This window comes from Paraburkholderia sp. GAS334 (genome assembly GCF_050436625.1).
Taxonomy (GTDB): Bacteria; Pseudomonadota; Gammaproteobacteria; order Burkholderiales; family Burkholderiaceae; genus Paraburkholderia.
This window is the reverse complement of record NZ_JBNDMO010000035.1, coordinates 26,348-46,232: the sequence shown is the minus strand read 5'-3', so window position 1 is coordinate 46,232 and position 19,885 is coordinate 26,348. Positions and strand designations below refer to the sequence as shown.

General features: G+C 57.3%; 16 protein-coding genes and 2 pseudogenes. 14 read left to right on the top strand and 4 right to left on the bottom strand.

Annotated features, from left to right (window positions below):
- Nucleotides 1-946 precede the first annotated feature (946 nt).
- Nucleotides 947-2,275 carry an LLM class flavin-dependent oxidoreductase gene (locus P3T21_RS33605; protein WP_429260238.1) on the top strand — a complete coding sequence of 443 codons (1,329 nt, stop codon included), beginning with the start codon at nt 947-949 and terminating at the stop codon, nt 2,273-2,275.
- 131 nt (nt 2,276-2,406) lie between these two features.
- Nucleotides 2,407-3,161 (top strand): annotated as a pseudogene (locus tag P3T21_RS33600) (SDR family NAD(P)-dependent oxidoreductase).
- Nucleotides 3,162-3,528: 367 nt separating this feature from the next.
- On the opposite strand, the gene P3T21_RS33595 reads toward P3T21_RS33600, so the two are convergent.
- Entirely contained in the window at nt 3,529-4,446 is a 918-nt protein-coding gene (locus tag P3T21_RS33595) for a LysR family transcriptional regulator (RefSeq protein ID WP_429260237.1), read from the bottom strand.
- 210 nt (nt 4,447-4,656) lie between these two features.
- Here P3T21_RS33595 and P3T21_RS33590 point away from each other — a divergent pair, with 210 nt between their 5' ends.
- The 4 genes from P3T21_RS33590 (at nt 4,657) to P3T21_RS33575 (ending at nt 9,072) form a co-directional block, all read left to right on the top strand.
- Nucleotides 4,657-5,727: an alpha/beta fold hydrolase gene (locus P3T21_RS33590; RefSeq protein ID WP_429260236.1), complete on the top strand. Its 1,071-nt coding sequence runs from the start codon at nt 4,657-4,659 to the stop codon at nt 5,725-5,727.
- 557 nt (nt 5,728-6,284) lie between these two features.
- Complete coding sequence (locus tag P3T21_RS33585; protein ID WP_429260235.1) at nt 6,285-7,133, top strand: alpha/beta fold hydrolase; 849 nt, start codon at nt 6,285-6,287, stop codon at nt 7,131-7,133.
- A 210-nt stretch (nt 7,134-7,343) separates the two neighbouring features.
- Nucleotides 7,344-7,847: a DUF427 domain-containing protein gene (locus tag P3T21_RS33580; RefSeq protein ID WP_429260234.1), complete on the top strand. Its 504-nt coding sequence runs from the start codon at nt 7,344-7,346 to the stop codon at nt 7,845-7,847.
- Nucleotides 7,831-9,072, top strand: coding sequence for an MFS transporter (locus P3T21_RS33575; protein WP_429260233.1), 1,242 nt, complete (start codon nt 7,831-7,833; stop codon nt 9,070-9,072). Before P3T21_RS33580 ends, P3T21_RS33575 begins: the two co-directional genes overlap by 17 nt.
- A 346-nt stretch (nt 9,073-9,418) precedes the next feature.
- On the opposite strand, the pseudogene P3T21_RS33570 reads toward P3T21_RS33575, so the two are convergent.
- Together P3T21_RS33570 and P3T21_RS33565 are read right to left on the bottom strand one after the other, a co-directional pair.
- Nucleotides 9,419-10,207 (bottom strand): annotated as a pseudogene (locus P3T21_RS33570) (methyl-accepting chemotaxis protein); the annotation flags it as partial.
- A gap of 248 nt (nt 10,208-10,455) precedes the next feature.
- Complete coding sequence (locus tag P3T21_RS33565) at nt 10,456-10,989, bottom strand: cache domain-containing protein (RefSeq protein WP_429260232.1); 534 nt, start codon at nt 10,987-10,989, stop codon at nt 10,456-10,458.
- A gap of 874 nt (nt 10,990-11,863) precedes the next feature.
- Here P3T21_RS33565 and dmpE point away from each other — a divergent pair.
- The 5 genes from dmpE to P3T21_RS33540 all read left to right on the top strand — a co-directional run bounded on the left by dmpE (nt 11,864) and on the right by P3T21_RS33540 (nt 15,819).
- Nucleotides 11,864-12,649 (top strand): 2-oxopent-4-enoate hydratase, encoded by a 786-nt coding sequence (dmpE, locus tag P3T21_RS33560; RefSeq protein WP_429260241.1) that lies wholly within the window; start codon nt 11,864-11,866, stop codon nt 12,647-12,649.
- Between the two features lie 43 nt (nt 12,650-12,692).
- Nucleotides 12,693-13,616 carry an acetaldehyde dehydrogenase (acetylating) gene (locus P3T21_RS33555; RefSeq protein WP_429260231.1) on the top strand — a complete coding sequence of 308 codons (924 nt, stop codon included), beginning with the start codon at nt 12,693-12,695 and terminating at the stop codon, nt 13,614-13,616.
- 19 nt (nt 13,617-13,635) lie between these two features.
- Entirely contained in the window at nt 13,636-14,664 is a 1,029-nt protein-coding gene (dmpG, locus tag P3T21_RS33550; protein ID WP_429260230.1) for a 4-hydroxy-2-oxovalerate aldolase, read from the top strand.
- A 202-nt stretch (nt 14,665-14,866) separates the two neighbouring features.
- On the top strand, nt 14,867-15,181 hold the full coding sequence (locus P3T21_RS33545) for a hypothetical protein (protein WP_429260229.1): 315 nt from the start codon (nt 14,867-14,869) through the stop codon (nt 15,179-15,181).
- 197 nt (nt 15,182-15,378) lie between these two features.
- Nucleotides 15,379-15,819, top strand: coding sequence for a GlcG/HbpS family heme-binding protein (locus P3T21_RS33540; RefSeq protein WP_429260228.1), 441 nt, complete (start codon nt 15,379-15,381; stop codon nt 15,817-15,819).
- Nucleotides 15,820-15,993: 174 nt separating this feature from the next.
- On the opposite strand, the gene P3T21_RS33535 is transcribed toward P3T21_RS33540, so the two are convergent.
- Entirely contained in the window at nt 15,994-16,941 is a 948-nt protein-coding gene (locus tag P3T21_RS33535) for a helix-turn-helix domain-containing protein (RefSeq protein WP_429260227.1), read from the bottom strand.
- A gap of 413 nt (nt 16,942-17,354) precedes the next feature.
- On the opposite strand from P3T21_RS33535, the gene P3T21_RS33530 reads away from it, so the two are divergent.
- The 3 genes from P3T21_RS33530 to P3T21_RS33520 all read left to right on the top strand — a co-directional run bounded on the left by P3T21_RS33530 (nt 17,355) and on the right by P3T21_RS33520 (nt 19,667).
- Entirely contained in the window at nt 17,355-18,383 is a 1,029-nt protein-coding gene (locus P3T21_RS33530) for an amidohydrolase family protein (RefSeq protein ID WP_429260226.1), read from the top strand.
- Nucleotides 18,380-18,748 carry a NifU family protein gene (locus P3T21_RS33525; protein ID WP_429260225.1) on the top strand — a complete coding sequence of 123 codons (369 nt, stop codon included), beginning with the start codon at nt 18,380-18,382 and terminating at the stop codon, nt 18,746-18,748. Before P3T21_RS33530 ends, P3T21_RS33525 begins: the two co-directional genes overlap by 4 nt.
- A gap of 106 nt (nt 18,749-18,854) precedes the next feature.
- On the top strand, nt 18,855-19,667 hold the full coding sequence (locus P3T21_RS33520) for a transporter substrate-binding domain-containing protein (protein WP_429260224.1): 813 nt from the start codon (nt 18,855-18,857) through the stop codon (nt 19,665-19,667).
- The last annotated feature ends 218 nt before the right edge of the window (nt 19,668-19,885 follow it).

The window sequence follows — 19,885 nt, the reverse complement described above, 5'->3', positions numbered from 1 at the left end:
CCGACGGTGGACAACCCGCGACTCATCGCTCAATGGAGGCTAAACCGCACATCGATCGCAACTGCAAATCTGTCCGTCGAAGCGGGTCAACCTCATTCATAGACCGTCCAAAAACGCTGGCGAATGGATTGCCGTGCCACCGTGACCATGTGGCAGACAGGGAATCAACCTCGGGCCCGGATCTACAGGGTGCCGATGCGACAACGAGGTTGTGATCGAAATCCTCGTTGCTGACGTGCACCTTGGTGAAAGCGCCCCGAGATCTGCCAAACCGGAGTGATTTGACTCAGAAGCGACTGCCCACAGTGAGCTGTCATTTCGCAACCAATGCACGTACCGCCGCCAGCAAGCACGCGTGTCGCACTGCCACCGATGCTGGTAAGCGCGCCGTTGATCAAACTAAGTGATTGGTCGATTTTCGACTCCACTGCCTTGCGCATAAAAGGTATCGAGGCGATGGCTAATCGGGTCCGTTCTGAGGATGGAGGGCGCCACGCAGCCGTTCGTTCGTAATCTAGCGGCCTATCGGGAAAAATAGAAAGACTTTGTAGGCTGGGAGGCATGCCTAATAGGCATGGGCGCTGATGAGGCGGCTATGGACCTTTGTCATCAGTGGTCTTTCGTTGCCGTCGCAGACAACCGGGTTTGCCGGGAGCGGCTTACACCCGCCGCGCATCCATGCATGTCAGCACCTGCAGGAACTGGGCAGAGGGCAGCGCCGGCTGACATTCGTAACGATGTCCGCCGCCTGACTTTCAACTGCTGAGAGCTTTGCCAGCGATGGACTTTTTTGCGCAACGCCTGGTTGATGCGCGGAAGTTGAGTCGTACGACAACGTGATTCGCATGACGAATCATTCGATATGTGCGTCAATTTAGACACGCAAGCAGGTCTGGCGAAACGTGATTAAACTGGCGCCACCAGAATTCCGAAGGAATTGAATCACATGACACGTCAGCTCCGCCTCGGCGCCTTCATGCGCCCCACGACGATCCATACAGGCGCGTGGCGCTATCCTGGCGCTTATCCTGACGCCAACTTTAATTTTGCGCACTTGAAGCATTTTGCCCAGACACTTGAACGAGGCCGGTTCGACGCATTCTTCATGGCGGATCACCTTGCGGTTCTTAATATGCCTGTAGATGCGCTCAAATACAGCCATACAGTTACGTCATTCGAACCATTAACACTGCTCCCGGCGCTTGCAGCAGTCACCGAAAGACTGGGCTTGATAGCTACGGGGTCCACGACGTTCGACGCGCCTTATCACCTAGCACGGCGCTTTGCGTCGCTCGACCATATCAGCGGCGGCCGTGCGGGATGGAATCTTGTGACGACGTCAAATCCGGATGCCGCACTTAATTTCGGCCTCGACGAACACGTCGAGCACGACGAGCGCTATCGGCGGGCCCGTGAGTTTTTCGATGTCGTAACCGGTCTATGGGACAGTTGGGCCGACGACGCATTTATCCGTGACAAAGAAGCGGGCATATTTTTCGATCCCCAAAAATTGCACGTTCTTAACTATAAGAGCGCGAACTTTTCAGTGCGCGGTCCACTCAATGTTGCGCGTCCGGTTCAGGGTTGGCCTGTGATCGTGCAAGCCGGATCGTCAGAAGCAGGGCGGCAGATCGCGGCAGAAACTGCTGAGGTGGTATTCAACGCACCAGCCACTCTGGAGGACGGCAAGCGCTTTTATGCCGATGTCAAAGGGCGTATGGTGAAACTCGGACGCGATCGCGATCATATGAAGGTGCTGCCTGCGGCGTTCGTGGTTGTCGGCGACACGTTGGAGCAGGCGCAGGAAACACGAGAGCGGCTTGATACGTTTGTGCACTACGAAAGCGGAATTGCGTCGTTGTCGATAGCAGTGGGGCACGACGTGTCCGGTTTCGATCCGGACGGCCCGCTGCCCGAGATTCCGGAAACCAATGCGAGCCGCTCGACGCGGCAACGGATTGTCGATTGGGCTCAGAGTGATGGGTTGACGATCCGCCAGCTTGCCCAGCGGATGGGCGGTTACTCGGGATTGCAGATGGTCGGTACAGCCACAATGATTGCCGATCAGATGGAGCAATGGTTGCTGGAAGAGGGCTCAGACGGATTCAACGTGATGTTTCCATACTTGCCGGGCGGTCTCGACGACTTCGTTGGAAAGGTCATTCCAGAGTTACAGAAACGCGGCTTATTCCGGCGCGAATACGAAGGTGCGACGCTGCGCGAGAACCTGGGGCTGCCTCGGCCTGGGAACCGATTTTTTGAGCGACGGGATTAGTCAAACCGCAAGGCTGAACACTTCAAGTCGCCCTCGAGCTGAAACATGGCCGATAGCGGAAAAGCCGGGTGAATCGACCTTAATCACGTAGTTGGCGTTGGTGATGGTGGTAACGGCAAATGGAGAATTCGATGACCGAGCTTTTCAGTGAGAAAGATGAACCCACGCGCCTCGCATGGGTTGCCGGGGTCGGTGCGAGTGCCGGACTTGGCGCAGCGCTTGCCCGCCGGTTCGCTCGCGGAGGTCTCACGGTGATTGTGACGGGGCGCTCTCCAGAGCGTCTCGACGCGCTTGTCGAAGAGATCCGTGGCGCGGGCGGCCATGCCGTCGCATTGCCGGGCGATGTCACTAGCGAAAGCGATCTGGCCGCTATCGCGCAGCAACTGACGAGGTTCGGCACGCTGGAAGTGGCAATCTTCAATGCCTCAGGTGCTACGAGCGTGCCGACGCTTGAACTTAGTGCCGAGCAGTTTGAAGCGGCTTGGCGAGTATCGACGCCTGGCGGCTTCCTGTTCGCCCGAGAGTCTCTGCCGCGGCTTCTGGCGTCCGATCGAGGTTCGCTGCTGTTACGGGTGCGACCGCATCCACGCGTGGCCGCCCGCCGTTTGCGGCGTTCGCATCCGCCAAAGCTGGTTTGCGCTCGCTCGCGCAAAGCCTCGCACGCGAGTTCGGCCCGCAGAATATCCACGTTGCGCATGTGGTGGTCGACGGTGGCATCGACGGCGAGCGCTTGCGCACTTTGGCGCCGAAGCGAGTTGCGCAGCGCGGTCCGGGCGGCTTGCTGAATCCCGACGATATCGCTGACACCTACTGGTTTCTCCATCAACAGCCGCCTAGTGCGTGGTCGCAGGAGATCGATCTGCGACCATTCAACGAACCTTTCTAGCGTGGCGCGGACATCAATATGAATTGATATTCCCGTCGAAAGGGGGCGTCAGCCGCGGCGGCAGGACAGCACCTGATTGCGTAGACGGCATTCTAAAATCCATTTTCCCGAACCGACGACACGGCTTTCGCAATGTCGTGTGCATGATTTTGACAGAATCGAGCGCGTCCAGTGGTGGTCATTGCTTCGACGGCCCGAGGTCAATGCAGTGAATCTTTTCACCGCACAACGGCTACGGTCCGGTCATTACTAACGTGTGTGTCAGGTCTAGTCCAGCGCGATCGCCGCATCGGCGCCAGCGCTACGATATTTGCGTTCCGCACGACGACGTGAGGTAAGCATCCCTATAAGCCTCAAGCGATGAGCCTCACGAAGCCGTCCCGGTCCCCCAGATGGTGTTGCACATTTGGGCAACAAGTGCTCTCATCCACCGGTGGGCCGCCTCGCGATCATTGCGAGCGTGCCATGCGATCTGACAGTGAAATGGCGACATGTCGAACGGTACCCTGCATGTGTGCACTTCGTCCCGGAGAGCATGTGTTCGGATAACACCAGCAGGCAGTACGCATATCAGATCCGACGCGAGCAGCAGCGGAGGCACGCCGCCGAAGTTGTTTAGCGTAACGGCGACTTTGCGGCGTTTGCCCAGGCGATCGAGCGTCGCATCCACGACACCGACGGGATTTCCCGACAGCGACACCAGCAGGTGGTCAGCGCTGAGGAATGCTTCCTCGGTAAGCGGCGACTTGGCCAACTGATGGTCCCGCCGCATCGCGCAGATCCAGTCCTCGACAAACACTCGTTGAAGCCTAATCTCATTCCCCATTTCCGACAGGCCACTAAAACAAATGTCGATTTCGTTGTCGGTGAGCTGCTTTTGCGCACTCCGGCTCGTGTAGGGCACGGCATATAGCGATATGCCCGGCGCCTGCGCTTCGATGTACCGACGAAGGGGCGGCCACAAAGCGCCCGAAAGATAGTCGGTTAGAGCGAGGCGAAACGTGTGAGTGGACGTCGAGGGGTCAAACTGGGTCGGCGCAGCCGCCATGCGGATCGAAGCCAACGGCCCTTCAATATCCCGCCATAGAGCCTCTGCTTTGGCAGAGGGCTTGATGCCGCGTCCCGCCCGAATGAACAGCGGGTCATTCCAGACCAGACGCATCCGTGCCACCGCGTTGCTTACAGCGGATTGCGTAATCGCCAACCGGGCCGCCGCTTTGGTTATGGATCCCTCGGTCATTACCGCATCGAAGATTGCAATCAAATGCAGATCGACGTTTTTCAAGGCTGTAGCTCCTCTGATTCATCATTTTCAGTGATATTGCTCTTATAAATCATTCGTTAGACGAATCAATGCGCGAGCCGTATTGTCGAGCCATGAGGTTCGCTTCGCCAACCCCGGATATCTGCCTGGGCGAATCAAGAAGCTGCTCCCCTCAACGCCTACGGTCGTGACACGGTGGCGACGCTCGCGGCTACAACGACTATCCGTTCTATGTGCAAACCGCAGTGGAAGCATGACTGCCCTGATGCCGCAACCATTCCCTTCGCAATTCTCTCGAATCGTTCGACCCAAGAGACAAACATGAATCACACATCACGCCTTCACAACTTTGCCAAGCGCGGCGCGCTAGTCGGAGCAACAGCACTCGCCTTGGCATTGCCCTCTTTGCCCTCCGTCGCGGCCGCTCCTGCCCACCAAGGCGGCAAGCATAGCGAGCAAACGGCGGTCACAGCGACGACCCGTTTTGTTGAAGCTAACGGCATCCGCTTCGCTTACCGCCGCTTCGGTAAGCCGGGCAAGTTGCCGCTGGTGTTCAATCAGCACTTCTCCGGTAATCTCGACAACTGGGACCCGGCTGTGTTGGACGGTCTGGCCAAGGAACGCGAAATCATCATTTTCGACAACGCTGGCATTGGCGCCTCTACGGGCGAGGTGCCAAACACTTTCGCTGGCATGGCGAAGAATGCCGAAGCGTTCATCGACGCACTCGGGTTGAAGAAAGTTGATCTCCTCGGCTTTTCCATCGGTGGTATGGTCGCGCAGCAAATCACACTTGACCGCCCCGAACTCATCGACACATTGATTCTCGTCGGTTCCGCACCACGCAACATGGACGCCGGCGATGGCAAAGGTCACGTTACGCCTGAGACCAGTGCCGTCTTCGGCGCTCAATACAATCCGCCCGAAAACATGTGGCTGAAGGTGTTCTTCACCGACTCGGAGAAGAGTCAGGCGGCGGGACGTGAGTTCCTTAAGCGCTACGCGTCGCGGACGAAGAATCGCGACCTGCCGCCGAACGAGGAAGTCGTGCCTGCACAAGTCGCCGCCATTGCCGAGTGGGGCGACCAGCCCGGTGAGCGCTTTGCCTATCTGAAGGATATCAAGCAACCGACATTGGTCGTTAGCGGCACTCACGACGTGATCGTATATACGGTCAACTCGCTCTATCTGGCGCAGAACCTGCCCAACGCGAAGCTCGTGCTGTACCCCGACGCCAATCATGGTTCCTGGTATCAGTACCACAACGAGTTCGTTGCTGAAGCGAACCGCTTCCTGGACTGAGCGTGTGAGAGCCACGTTGCCAGTGACCGTGGACTTCGCGCCCGGAGGCCTGAAGATGTCAATGCTCGACGAGGCAGATGCATTGCGCCGTTGGGATGACAGCGTGTTCGGTCGACCGAGCGCCAAGACGTGATCGGGTAGGGCGGCCGGCGAGAACCCGCCGGCCGCCCTACAGATTTTGTTGGCATGGCCGGACATAGGTGGCTCAGATTTACCCGACATCACCTGAAAGCCCGGGCCTTCAGGCCGGGGATGCGAGACCCATCTACACAGGCAAGGTGGTTTGAACGGACTCTTGTCTATACGGACACCCGACCGCGCCGGCGCGGGCAGCCTCATTGGCACCAATTAGCAGTACCTGGAGTTGACGTGGTTCCATGGGTTCTTCTCCCTGCCATGCTTATCGGGCATGGACACCAGCTCACAAAGTCTTTCTCAAATGCGCTCCAGACGCCTAGATTTCGCACAGTAGCGAAGCGTCCCGGATCGACGGTGATTCCCAAAACGATTTCCTGGCCGCCCTCTGGTCCGGCTTCGACTTTCCAAGGAGTTCTGACATGACTGTTCACACACATCAAACAGCCCCCACCCAGTTCGTCGACGCCGGCGGTATCCGCTTCGCTTATCGCCGCTTCGGTTCCGGGAGTGGTGTGCCTCTGGTTTTCTTCCAGCACTTCATGGGCAACCTCGACGATCACGACCCGGCGCTGACCGACGCGTTCGCCGCTGACCGCGAAGTCATCCTCTTCAACAATGCCGGGGTCGCCTCATCCACCGGGACCACTCCGGACACGATCCGGCAGACTGCGCGCGATGCCGAGACGTTCATTGACGCGCTCGGCCTCGGCACGGTCGACATGCTGGCCCACTCGATGGGCGGCCTGGTTGCCCAACAGGTGGCGTTCGACCGGCCTAAGCTTGTGCGTCGGCTCGTCCTGGTCGGCACGGCGCCGCGTGGTGGAGTGGGCGTCGGTGAAGCGCCACCGGAGACCAGAGCTCTCTTCTCCAAGAAGTACGAACACCAGGAAGATATGTGGCTGCCGATCCTGTTCTCCCCCTCCGAGGCCAGCCAGGCCGCCGGCCGTGCCTATCTGGCGCGCATGATGGCCCGTAAGGATCGCGACGCGGCAGTCTCGATGGAGACTATCCAGGCCCAAGGCGCCGCCATTGCTGCTTACGGCGCTGAGAAGGACGAGACCTATGCCCACCTGAAGGAACTGTATCAACCAATCCTGGTCGTCAACGGCAACGACGACATCATTATCCCCACCATCAACTCCTATCTGCTACAGCAGCACGCTCCCAACGCGCAGCTCATCCTTTATCCGGATGCCAATCACGGCGCCCACCACCAGTACCCCGAGCTGTTTGTCCAGCACACCAAGATATTCCTTGACGCTAAATAGTTTTTGCAAGGAGTTCACTCGCGTTGGTTCCGGTGCGCTGACTGCGCGGGGCTATGACGAGGTGACGGGGTGGTGCTCGGCGATGTCGAAGGCCGTTGCCGACTGTGCCGTGGCCGCCAGGGCAGTCCGCGCAGGTGGTGACTGCGCTGAACCCATTGATAGCAAGCCTCGGTCCGGCCCCCATCCCATGTCACGGGTTTGCAAGGTGGGGTGGCACGCCCTTCATCATCCTTGAGGAGATTCGACAGTGAAACAACCACTATCCTCCAGCGCCAAGACGATGAGAGCACCAGGACCGGGCCGTCCATTGCGATCGAGCGCAATGCGCTGCGCGTCGTCACCTGCATGCGCAACGCGCCCATGCCGGAAGAGGCTAGTTGCACGACGGTTCAATACATTCCTCGCCAGGATGTGGATATGGCGTTGCTGGAGTGCACACACCCACGCCATCTACTGTGCCCCTACAAGGGCAAATGCTCCTATCACAGCGTGCCGGTCGGCGTCGCCCGCACCGCGAATGCGGTGTGGACGTATGAACACCCATATGACGCTGTCGCATGGATCAAAAACCAGGTTGCATTCCGTCCAGAGCGCGTCGAGGTGATTGAAGAACTCGACCATCGACATCCCCTCAACGCGATTTGCCGTCGCCACCTTGCAGGTGGACAGTGGTTCGACGCTCTAAAGGAAAATGAAAATGTCTGCTGCGAATGAAAATGAATCCGGGGCCCAGAACCCAGCCGACTCGGGCGCCGATACCACCAAGCCAACCGCGCGCCAATGGTTATCCGTGGTGTCGGTGGCCTTGACCGCCACTGTCTTTTGTGCCGCCGAGTTTATGCCTGTGGGTCTGCTGAGATACATCAGTGATGGCCTCTGGGTGAGCGAGGGAACGGCCGGAGAAATGGTCACCGCGCCGGGCATCCTTGCTGCCATTGCGGCTCCGGTACTCACGGTGGCCGTCGGTCGGCACGATCGCCGGCTGGTGCTGTGGGCGTTGGGGGCGTTGCTGGCGGCGTCGAGTCTCATCGCGATGCTGGCGCCCAACTTCCCGGTCTTGATCCTCGGCCGAGTGCTGTTCGGCATCGGACTGGGCGGCTTCTGGGCGATTGGCGCCGGCGTGGGCGGGCGGCTCGTTCCAGAAAAGCACGTCGCGAAAGCCACGTCAATTATTTTTGCCGGGGTCTCGATCGGCATGCTCGTCGGCGGATGGGCGGGTGCCCTGATCGGTGACCTGTTCGGATGGCGTGCAGCATTCGGAGTGACGCTTGTGCTTTCGGTCGTCGCGCTTGGCGCGCAAGTGATGTTGTTGCCGTCGATGAAGGTCGAGCTAAGCATCCGGCCGAGCGACCTCTTCGGCATTGTGTCAACGAGGAAGGGTAAAGTTGGACTTCTCGCCATGTTCTTCCTGCTAAGCGGACAGTTCGGCACCTACACCTACGTCACCCCTTTCCTCGCGAAGGTCTCGGGCTTCGACGGCCAGACTATATCGTCGATCCTTTTGGGTTACACGCTGATCGGTTTGCTCGGTAATTTTGTAGGCGGAGCGGCAGCAGGGCGCAACGTCAAGGCCGCGCTCAGTGCAGCGATTTTACTGTTCATCGTCTCGGTGCTCCTGTTGCCCGTACTCGGAAGTCGGCAAGCCGTCACGCTGGTGCTGCTCGCCGTGTGGGGGGTGGCATATGGCGCAATCCCGATCGCGTTACAAGTATGGATGGTAAAGGCCGCTCCCGATGCCAGCGAGGGCGCGATGGCACTGTTCGTCGCGAACTTTCAGCTCTCGATCGCTGTGGGTTCATTCGTAGGCGGCCTGGCGGTGGATGGTTTGGGCCTCCTGAATGCGATGACGCTAGGTGGCGCGGCCGCCGTGCTCGCGATCGCCATCCTCTGGGCCTTCGGAGGCTCGCCGGTCCTCCAGTCGCAAGTGGACGGGGGCTGAAGCTTTGAATGTCATTGAGCCGTTTGAGCATCCCCGGCGCATCTTACTTTCAGATGCGGGCAATCATTTTCAAATTGCCAGGCTCTAGCGTGTATGCAGTGACGATCGGGAAGTTGATGCAACGGTGTACATGGAGGTCCTCCGGTATCTGGGGGCAGGGCATCGCGTCAGATATTTCGGCGACGCGGCGACTGCCCTTTGGAGTTGCGGTCCAACCGGGAGGGCAGCCATGTCCTGCTGTAATTTTTCGCCCATCCGCGTGGATTCCGTGAGTGATGCAGGAGAGGGCATCCCGGGCTTCGGTGCCTTCACGGACCGGTCTCCCGCGCTAACGATCAACTATCCGTTACACGGGCGATCCCCTTTCATCGACCTTGAAGAATGCCACCGCTTCCCGCAGACCTTGGGCCTGCTGGGACATCGACTGCGCGGCCGCCGAGGCTTCTTCCACCAGCGCGGCATTCTGCTGGGTTACCTGGTCCATCTGAACGATAGCCTGGTTCACCTGCTCGATACCGGTGCTCTGTTCTTCCGATGCAGACGAGATTTCGCCCACGATGTCGGTCACGCGTTGCACCGACCGGACGACGTCGTTGATCGTATTACCGGCTTCCTCAACTAGCTTCGAGCCAGCGTTCACCCGTGACACCGAGTCTCCGAACAAGTCCTTGATTTCCCTTGCTGCCGTCGCGCTACGTTGCGCGAGCGTGCGGACCTCCCCGGCCACGACAGCAAACCCACGACCCTGTTCACCAGCGCGGGCCGCCTCGACCGCTGCGTTGAGCGCAAGAATGTTGGTCTGGAATGAGATCCCCTCTATCACAGTGATGATCTCCGACATTTTGGCTGAACTGCCGGAGATCGCATGCATCGTCTCAACCATGCGTCCGACCACATCGCCACCACGCTGCGCGATGCCTGAGGCCGTACCGGCCAGCGTAGCCGCCTGCTGTGCGTTATCCGTATTATGACGAACCGTGACGGTCAGTTCTACCATGCTTGAGGCAGTTTCCTCCAGTGACGCTGCCTGCTCTTCTGTCCGGCCTGACAGTTCCAGATTGCCCTGCGCGATCTGTGCACCCGCAGTTGCGACTTGCTCGGCGTTCTCGCGTACCTCTGACACGACTTGCAACAGGCCGTCGCGCATGGTCTTCAACGAAGCCATAAGGCTGTTCGTATCTCCAGGTCTAAGGTCAACGCTTACGCTGAGATCACCTTTGGCAATCTGCTTGCAGAGTTCTGCCGCATAGTCGGGCTCGCCACCTAGACTCGTCCGGATATTGCGGATCAGGACGAGCACGCCGGCCGTCAGAACGCTCACAACGATCGCCGCGAGTAACAGATTGCGCAGCAATGTCGCATGGAACGCCTCGTCGATGTCGTCTACGTAGACCCCGTGAAAACGTGCCAGTCCCAGTCGGATACCAGCGCGCTATAGGTAATCTTGCGCACGGGTCGATCGCTACCAGGTTTCGCCCACAAGTAGTCGGTGAAGTGATTGCCTCCGGGCGATGAGCTTTTGACGAGGTCAACCGCTATGTGAGCGCCTGTGGGATCGACAAGTCCAACCTGGGACTTCGACTCCAGGTCGGGTTTGGGTGGCACGAGGACCGCAGTGACGTTCGAGTCGTATATGCCAAAATATCCGCTATGGTCCGTTCCGTAGCGCAGCCCGCGGAGATTCTCGAGCGCCTGATGCTTCGCTTCGGCGACCGCCAGCGTATTGTCAACGGCTTTCTTCTGGTAAAAGGAAATTACGCCCAGTGCGGTGTCTATCTGCTGCGACAGCATGCTCTTGCGCTGCTCAAGCATGTCCGCTCGGGCCATCCATGCGTTCTCAACAACGAGGGCACCCAGGCCGAGCCAGAGAAGGGCCAGAATACCCCAGAGCTTCTGATTCAAAGTCAGTCGCTTCATGTGTGCCAATGTCTCCAAGGACGACCACCTTTTATTCAGGTCTTGCCGCCGGAACGTGTGATCTGAATTGTGTCGTGGAAAGGTTGCGGGATTAGCGGGTTCCCGATGGTGTATGCGTACCGTTCGTAATGACATTACGGCAACTACTTTCGAAACTTGAGCAAGAAAAGGAACTCAACCGTCGCGTGACAGGGCCGACTCGGCCGATGCATCGAACGCCGTGACAGTTGAATTCGATGGAAGGGTTTGTCTTCGTCGTAATGGATTTGCCTGGTAGTCCGTGGAGATTTAATTGGCGATTGACTCATGTTGGCACTGGTGTGTGCCGCCGCCCACCTCATCCGGTAACCGCCAGCAGGTTGCGCTGCGTCGACCCACTGGATCCATCACAGCAGACACAGCTGGTTCCTCAAATTGAAGGGGGAATAGCCTCTACAAGCGACTTCGCGTCGCACGGTAGATTTGTGCCTCAATGCCAGCAGGATCAACTTCTCTGCAAATGAAGATGGAGAGTGGTCGAGTTTGATTGTCAACTTCCTCTCAGAGATATTGATCTATTCAACAACGCCGCAATGGTCCCAAATTGCGCAATGCAGTCCCAATTCTGGAAAGCGGTTCAAGAACCCTATTCCTAGAATAGTTCCACGATCCCCTTTCCACTTCCGGCCGCCGACAAAGCGGCTTGCTATTCAACTCGGAGGATCCCTACGCTTTACCCGGAGACATGCTGGCGCACAGATTTCTCTCGTTCGGTGAATGAGGGCGCTCTTATGTGTCGCCAATTTAATTGGCCCTGGGAGGCTGAGCGCTGTCCGTCTCTATCCAGTCAGTCACTTCGACCCCTTTCCACCAATAGAAAGTACCCGTGAACTCCATAGACCAAGCGTTTGTTGATCGGATTGGTGACGAACTCTATGAGGCCCTTTTGGCCAGTGCGGTCGTTGAGCCGCTAACGACCCGGTTTCCCGAACTCGTGATCGAGGACGCTTACCGAATTCAGCAGCGCATGATCGAGCGTCGCCTCCAACGCGGCGAGCGCGTTGTTGGCAAAAAAATTGGCGTGACCAGCAAGGCTGTAATGAGCATGCTTGGCGTACATCAACCGGATTTCGGACGACTGCTCGACGGCATGATCTACAACGATGGCGATGAGATTCCCATGCAATCGTTGATCCAGCCGAAGGCCGAGGGCGAAATTGCATTCATTCTGAAGCACGATCTGATGGGGCCGGGCATTAGTGCTGCCGATGTGCTACGCGCTACGGATGGAGTGATGGCCTGCTTTGAGATCGTTGACTCCCGCATTCGCGACTGGAAGATCAAGATTCAGGACACCGTGGCCGACAACGCGTCTTGTGGCGCGTTTGTGCTGGGCGACCGCATGGTCGACGCGCGTAGCCTGGACTTGCGAACCTGCGGCATGGTGCTGGAGAAAAACGGTGAGGTAGTAGTGACCGGCGCTGGTGCTGCAACCCTGGCATCGCCGGTCAATGCGGTGGTGTGGCTGGCGAATACTCTTGGCAAACTGGGCATGCCGCTCAAGGCCGGCGAGATTGTGCTGTCGGGAGCGCTGGGCGCCATGGTGCCGGTGCGGGCTGGGGACAACCTGCGTGTGACGATTGGTGGCATCGGGAGTTGTGCGGTGCGCTTTGGTGGCTGATTGTTAACACTCGTAGAAAAAATTTGCGGAGAGGAGACTGGGCGTGGAAAAAATCAAATGTGCCTTGATTGGGCCGGGGAATATCGGCACCGACTTGCTGGCTAAGCTGCGACGCAGTGATGTGCTTGATCCGGTCTGGATGGTGGGCATTGACCCCGAATCGGATGGCCTCAAACGCGCCCGCGAAATGGGCATGAAAACCACGGCTGAGGGCGTCGATGGCTTGCTGCCACATGTCCTGGCCGATGGTGTGAAGATTGTTTTTGACGCCACCAGCGCCTATGTACACGCAGAGAACTCGCGCAAACTCAATGCCTTGGGCGTGATGATGATCGACTTAACCCCTGCGGCGATTGGCCCGTTCTGCGTGCCCCCGGTGAACCTGATGGAGCATCTAGGCAAGGGTGAGCTGAACGTCAACATGGTGACCTGCGGTGGGCAAGCGACGATTCCAATGGTGGCGGCAGTGAGCCGTGTGCAGTCGGTGGGTTATGGCGAAATTGTCGCGACAGTGTCGAGCCGGTCGGTTGGTCCCGGTACGCGTGAGAACATCGACGAATTCACTCGCACTACAGCAAGTGCGGTCGAAAAAGTCGGTGGTGCGAAAGAGGGAAAAGCCATCATCATCATCAACCCAGCCGAGCCGCCCTTGATTATGCGGGACACTGTGCATTGCCTAACCGAAACCACACCGGATCAGGAAAAGATCAGCGCCTCCATCCACCAGATGATGATCGAGGTGAAAAAGTACGTGCCAGGCTATCGCCTGGTCAACGGCCCAGTATTCGACGGAAACCGTGTCTCGGTGTTCTTGGAGGTTGAAGGTCTGGGCGACTACTTGCCCAAGTACGCCGGCAACCTAGACATCATGACGGCCGCCGCCGCTCGCACCGCCGAAATGTTTGCGGAGGAAATTATCGCCGGCCGCCTCACACACAAGCCAGTTGCCGCCACGGCTTTTGTGTGAACGCTCAAAGGGGAATCTAATGAATCCACGAGGTAAAAAAGTCATCGTTCACGACATGACGCTGCGAGATGGCATGCATCCCAAGCGCCATTTAATGACGCTGGATCAGATGAGGGACATCGCCTGCGGCTTGGACGCTGCTGGCGTGCAGCTGATCGAAGTCACCCATGGCGATGGGCTCGGCGGCAGCTCGGTCAACTACGGTTTTCCGGCGCACACAGACGAAGAATACCTGGGTGCGGTGATTCCACTAATGAAGCAGGTTAAGGTCTCGGCTCTGTTGATCCCCGGCATTGGCACGGTCGAGCACTTGTTGATGGCCAAGGATCTGGGCGTGAGCTCCATCCGCGTCGCCACCCACTGCACTGAGGCCGACGTGTCGAAGCAGCACATCGCGAAGTCGCGCGAGCTGGGTCTGGATACAGTGGGCTTTCTGATGATGGCCCACATGGCCAGCCCGGGGACGCTGGTCAGCCAGGCGTTGCTGATGGAGGGCTACGGTGCCAATTGCATTTATGTCACCGACTCGGCCGGGTACATGTTGCCCGACGATGTGAAAATACGCTTGAGTGCAGTGCGCGCAGCGCTTAAACCCCAGACTGAGTTGGGTTTTCATGGTCACCACAACCTCGCCATGGGTGTGGCCAACTCGATCGCGGCGATTGAGGCCGGTGCCAACCGCATAGACGCCGCGGCGGCAGGCCTCGGTGCGGGCGCCGGCAACACGCCAATGGAGGTGTTCGTCGCTGTCTGCGCGCGCATGGGTATCGAGACCGGTGTCGACGTGTTCAAAATTCAGGACGTGGCCGAAGACCTGGTGGTGCCCATCATGGACCAAATGATCCGCGTCGACCGTGACTCGCTGACGCTGGGCTATGCGGGGGTGTATTCCAGTTTTCTGCTGTTTGCCAAGCGTGCGGAGAAGAAATACGGTGTGTCGGCCCGTGACATCCTGGTCGAACTCGGCCGCCGCGGCATGGTTGGCGGGCAGGAGGACATGATCGAAGATACAGCCCTGACGCTGGCGCGGGCCCCCTTGGCCGACTAGCCGATGGATGCGGTGAAGGTACTCGAGAACGGTCAGAATTAATGAGCGAAACGATGGGTAAACTGCCGCCACTGAAATCTGATTCTGTCACTGGTCCGTCAGCCTCTCACTCATTCCGGGGTCAGGTTGATGGCAGCCGTTTGGGGAAAGGATCCAGCGACAAACGAGATGCCCGACATCCATTTCATTCAGAGGATCAATAATGACAGATCAAGCTCTCGACAACGCAACAACAACGATTCTGCGACGCTACAGTGTCAAACCAGGTGAGTGGGATGCGTTCCTTGAAGTTTGGCATCGAATCAGCAAAGTCCGGCAGCGTCATGGCTTCAAAATATTATTTGCTTTCGTAGATAAGGAGGAGAACATGTTTACGTGGGCGATTAGCTACAAAGGCGATATCGATGCAGCGGGTAAACGCTATTACGAGGATCCCGAGCGTGTTGAACTGAAAGTCGTTGAGAATTACCTTGCGGACCATAAGGTTTCGACTGTCCAGCCACTGGTTATCTCTTAACTCAAGCTGGATTGCAGAGCTGGGTGTAGATTGATACGGCGCGGATTGGAAACCGCCGATTAGCTTCTTGGTTAGCCGTGTTAAGTCTCGTCGAAAGTTCGATAGTCCCCTTACGGTCTCTCACTACAAGAGAGTCTTTGGAAATATCTTCATGGAAGCGCCTCGTGAAGGCACATCAATCGGTAAGGAGCAACAACATGCCAGCACTATCCCTCAAACAGGCCAACCGAATCTGTAACGCCGCGCTTGAACATGGTCGAAAGGCCGGGCTCGCGCCGCTCTGCGTGGCTGTGCTCGACCAAGGTGCACACATCGTAGCAGTTCAGCGCGAGGATGGTGCGAGCCTGATGAGGCCGGATATCGCAATCGGAAAAGCTGCAGGCACGCTTGCGATGGGATTTGGCGGTCGGGAGTTGGCCAGACGTGCGGCTGAGCACCCGACGTTCTTTACGGCCTTGATTAGTCTCGCAAACGGCCGCATGGTGCCAGTGCCTGGCGGTGTGTTAATCCGCAACGCTGCGGGAGAAATTGTCGGTGCAGTTGGAATTAGCGGAGATATCTCGCAGTCAGATGAAGCCTGCGCCGTGGCCGGAATTGTGGCTGCCGGCATGAGCGCCGACACTGGCGCTCCTTCATGATCGGCGACGCATAACGCAACGCAAGCGTGCGGAACACGCTTGCCATACACGGGGAAATACCGTCCTGTCGACGATCAAGCCGTGAATCGGCATGCTGCCTGTCCACGGTGACTTCGATGTTACGCCAGGTTGTGATGCGTGAGATTCAAAAATTGTCTGTTTCGGGCACGATAGCTACGTTTGAACTACAGAACTAAGCGTGCGGGAGCGTGATCGGTAAATGGTGGGGGCACATCCGACCAAACTTCGAAATGTATTGCTGAAGTGCGCATGACTCGAAAAGCCTAGCTCAAGAGCTATCTCTATTACATCCATGCTGGTAGAAGTCAGGAGCTCTTTGGATCTTTCTATTCTTCTGCTGACTAGGTAGCGGTACGGTGGCATACCGACAGACTTCCGAAAAGCGCGGCAGAAATAGTGCGGTGTCATATCAGAATTACGAGCAAGCTCCTCCAGCCCGATATCCCGGCCCATGTTCTGCTCGATAAAATCAAGAGACCGTTTCAATCTCCATTCAGCCAAACCCTTGAATTTGTCCTCGCGCTCAATTTGAGCATAACGGGTAAGAATGTGGGCAGCCACGTGACGTCCAGCTGTACCAATCAACAGGCTGGAGGCTTTGGAGCTAACGACACACTCCGTCAGTAGCCCAAGGGCGGTGTGTTTGATCAGGTTGTCGTCGACCACAAGCGGGGTAAGGTGTTCAAAACTCTTCGTGCCCATCCCCGACTCGAATGCAACTTCGTCTAATACTGCTTGACTGATAAAAAGCAATATCACGCGCATCTCGCAGTCCCAGGTCCATCGCTGATATGTGTTCGAGGGACTAATGGAGATCGTGCCAGCGCGTCTGATTTGCCGCTCTTTTGAATCATCGATTACACGTTCGATTCGAGGTGAACCGGTTTCCTGAAGCGCGATGCGACAGAAAGCCAGTGCGTCATGTGACCAGGTCCCTGGCACACATTCATATTGCTGAAGATGGATGCCTCCCGCAGACACATCAAACCTCAACCGCTGCCCAAAAGATGATGCGGTAGCGGAGACATGCTCCGGTCCTAGTGCCTTCGAACCTGCTCGCAAATCGCTCATTTCCTGCTTCGCTCCCAAAGCAAAACCCATCTGTGAGTCTCGCATTCCGCCGCGATATCGGCTGGAGACGTCGGCTCAATAACTTGCAGTCCGCTTCGCTCACGCGGGAGGCGACTACCCACCTGAATCGATACTTCACAACCTCTTCAACAGAGGTCCTGGAAGCCTTCGATCGCGCCACAGAAGATCATTCGATTCTACGCGTATGCAGACGAAATTGTCGAGGACCCCAGCTAAGCAAATCGTACGAATGATCGACAGAGAATTGGTTGCACTGCAGCACGTGGCTTTTTAATGCAGCAACAGTCCAAGATTGTGCAATGTTGTCCCGATTCTCGAAAGCGGTTCGAAAACCCCATGCCTAGAATATTTCTATAGACCCGCTTCTCGCCTGCGTTTCCCACGGCTGTGAAGCGATTTGCTATCCAACGGGGAGAAGTTTAATGCTTCATGACGATATCTTCATTTTCGACAACGCAGTGCACATGTACGATTTGTCGGACGAAAACGTATCACGGTCAGATGGGATTCTGGATCGTGGCGTCCATCTGAAGATTGCGCAACTTCGTCGTCCGAAAGGCCAGGAGAAGCTATATGGCAATGGGGATCCCATTGCTGGCTTCGCCCGGCAGTGGGGTGTTGAGGATCTCGGGCGGCTACTGTTCGAGGATTCGTGCACGGACATGGCTATGGCTCAGGCTGTGGTTCTCTACGACGTATACAAAAAGGGATTTGCGCCGGTTGAAGCGCAGTACGAGTTCGCTCGTGCTCATCCAGATAGGGTACTTTTTTGCGGGGGAGTTGACCCGCTTTATCCCAGCGTCGATGGAGCGCTTCGAGAAATGGAACGTCAGGTCCGGGAGCTTGGCGCCCGGTCATTCAAATTTTATAACGCCCACCTTGGAAAATCATGGGGATGTGATGATCCGAAGTTGGCGTACCCCTTATACGAGAAGGCTCGCGAGCTCGGCATCAAGGTGCTTCAATTCCACAAAGGATTCCCGATAACTCGCGCGCGCCTCGAGGATCTCTCGCCGCTGGATATTCAGCAGGCCGCGCTTGATTTTCCGGATCTTACATTTGCAATCCATCACCTTGCTCTCCCGTACTTTGAGGAGGTGGTCTATATCGCGGCCCGTTTTCCAAACGTTGTTCTCGTGCTGTCGGGCACCATGCACCTTCCCTTGGTCGCTCCGTGGCAATTCATGGAATACATGGGGCGGCTGCTGAGGGATGTCGGCTCAAGCAGGCTCATTTGGGGTTCGGAAGCGCCGCTTCTGGGGAATCCGCAGCCAATGATTGAGTGGTTCTGGAATATGCAGATAGACCCGGAGCTGCAAGCGCGTTACGGGTACCCGCAGATCACAGAGGAGGACAAGCGCAATATCCTCGGTGAAAATCAGGCTCGACTCTTTGGCGTCGATGTGAATCTCGCGAAACAGCAAGCCCGCGCACGGAGGGCATCGTCATGAAAGGCCCCACTACTTATCTCCAGGTGCGAGAGGCTTTGGATAGTGATGTGCGTCCCAATCTCAAGATTCACGGTGGGGACGTTGAAGTTGTCCAGGTCACCGAAGATGGCTGTGTTCAATTGGAGTTCGAGGGGGCATGCCGCGGGTGCGCGCTTCAATCGGTGACATTTGCCGTGGGTGTGCGACAGAGGCTGCTCGAGGTGCCAGGTGTGTCCGAGGTCACGATGAAGGGCGTCAAAGTCTCGTCTTTCGCCTTGGACCGAATCTCGCAATTTTACAAGGGCTATTCATTTCAAATGAACAAGCCGAGGGGGATATTGGTCGCTCAAAATCCGACGGCTGAAGTAGTGGCGGACAAGGGCTAGGGTCAGTGAATACCAATTTTCGGATCTCCCAAAATCGCAACGGCATTTTTTGTGCATTGAAAACTGAAGCTCTGACACGCCAGCATGCACAGTGAAAGGAGTTGTGATGAAAAATCTGATTTCGAGTGCGTCACTGTTGTCTGGCGAGAGCCACGGCGCTGCCGCTGAGCCGACGGGAAAGGCGCGTGAGATCGCCCCGACCGGCACCCTGCGTGTCGGCGTGGTGGAAGCGCCGAGTAGAGGCGTGTTTTTTGTAGCAAGAGATCGACCGGATGAGCCGGTGCGCGGAGTAACCGTTGATCTTGGCGCGAAGCTGGCTGATCAGCTTGGCATCCCGGTTTGCTACAACGTATTTCCGAATTCAGGCGCCTGCACTGAGGCCTTGCACCAGGGCGATATCGACGTCGCGTTTATGCCCGTCGATTCGTTACGCGCCAGCCAAGTCGCTTTCGGGCCAACCTATTTTCTTCTGGAAAGCACATACCTCGTTTCGGGACCGTCCGGAATTAGGCATCTGGCGGAAGTCGACCGTCCCGGTGTCCGGGTAGTCGGCATCGTCAACACCACGACCATCCGAGCAGCGACGCGAACGCTCACACACACAATTCCGACGCCGATTCCCAATGTCGAGGCCGCATTTCAGGCAATGCTCAAGGGGCAGGCCGACGCGGTCGCGCTATCACGCGACTCGCTCGCACCTCTCCTCACTGCGATGCCTGGCTCGTGCATCGTCGCAGGGGGATTCCAGCAAACGGCTGTATCGATCGCCGTTCCACCCGCCCGCCCTGCCGCGCTGGAATTTGTGAATTACTTTCTTGAGAACGCAAAATCAGACGGTACCGTTCGGCGCATCTTCGACTCATGGGGACTTCAGGACGAGGTTGTCGCGCCGGCGGGTCAGTGGACGTTGGCGCGTTAGAAATTCGTGGTCCCACAACAATAGCGGCGACTCCTTTATCCGCAATTTGGCCGTCAGCAGTGTTATTCGGTGGAGTTTTTCTGCTGACATCAGTGGCCAGGCATAGCTTCAATCGGTTCCTCGCTGCCCGATAGTCTTTGCGCCGCAGCTAGGTTCCATGGCACCATCAAGATTGTCTTAAATAACTGAAATATAAATAGGATAACTACATAAAAACC